Below are 993 nucleotides of genomic sequence, written 5' to 3'. Positions count from 1 at the left end.
TGAGGTGATCCCAGCGACTTTGAAGTGGGATGAAAACGGCAAACCGAACCTGAGGGGAGGAACGTCCGTTCCGCAGACATAGACGTGGAGCCCCAGGTAGAAGGCGAGGTGTCGAATCTTGCCGGGCTACCGTGAAAGGCTCCACGTGGTCACCTATCGTGCCATCCTCGACGTCCCCAGGGAAGCCGTTCTCTTCCTGGCCCGCCTCCTGGCCACCGAACGCAAGCTGCGCGGCACCCGCAACCGAACCCGTGCCCTGACCTGCTACCACCAGGCGATCATGGTCCTGCGCCACTTCCGCGACGGAACCGACCCCGCCACCTTGGCCCGCGACCACGGCATCGGCCGATCCACCGGCTACCGCTACATCGACGAAGCCACCGCTGTCCTGGCCGACCAGGCCCCGCACCTGCACCACGCACTGAAGAACGCCCACGAGGCGGGCGTGTCCCACCTGGTACTCGACGGCATGGTGATCCCGACCGACCGATGTTTGGAGAAGACGACCAGCGTCAAAGGAAAGAGCATCGATCTGTGGTACTCGGGAAAGGCCCGCCACCACGGAGGCAACGTCCAAGGCGTCATGGAACCGGACGGGTTCCCCCTGTTCATCAGCGACGTCGAGCCAGGATCAGTGAATGACCTACCCGCGGCCCGTACCCACATGCTCGGCGCCCTCTACGCCTTCGCGGCCAAAGGCCTGCCCACGCTGGCCGACCTGGGATACGAGGGTGCCGGCATCGGTGTCATCACCCCCATCAAGCAGCCGAGTGACGGTCCGCCGCTGGCCCTGGACAACCGCACCCTCAACAAGCTCCAGCGGGGTGTGCGCTGTCTGGGCGAGCGCGGGTTCGCACTGCTCACCCAGCGGTGGCGGCTGCTACAACACATCACCGCCAGCCCCAGCAAGATCGGGGACATCGCCAGAGCCGCCCTCGTCCTCACGCACTTCGAACACGGGCGCCTGGCATAAAACTCGCTGAGATCACCTCA

1 protein-coding gene is annotated in these 993 nt (G+C 65.1%); it reads left to right on the top strand.

Annotated features, from left to right (window positions below):
• Positions 1-163 precede the first annotated feature (163 nt).
• On the top strand, positions 164-973 hold the full coding sequence (locus D456_RS0123330; RefSeq protein WP_394297289.1) for a transposase family protein: 810 nt from the start codon (positions 164-166) through the stop codon (positions 971-973).
• Positions 974-993 lie beyond the last annotated feature (20 nt).

Origin of the sequence: Nocardiopsis kunsanensis DSM 44524 (genome assembly GCF_000340965.1) — a bacterium.
Classification (GTDB): Bacteria; Actinomycetota; Actinomycetes; order Streptosporangiales; family Streptosporangiaceae; genus Nocardiopsis; species Nocardiopsis kunsanensis.
Note: the sequence above shows the minus strand (reverse complement) of the source record. Positions and strands in the feature narration are given on the sequence as shown.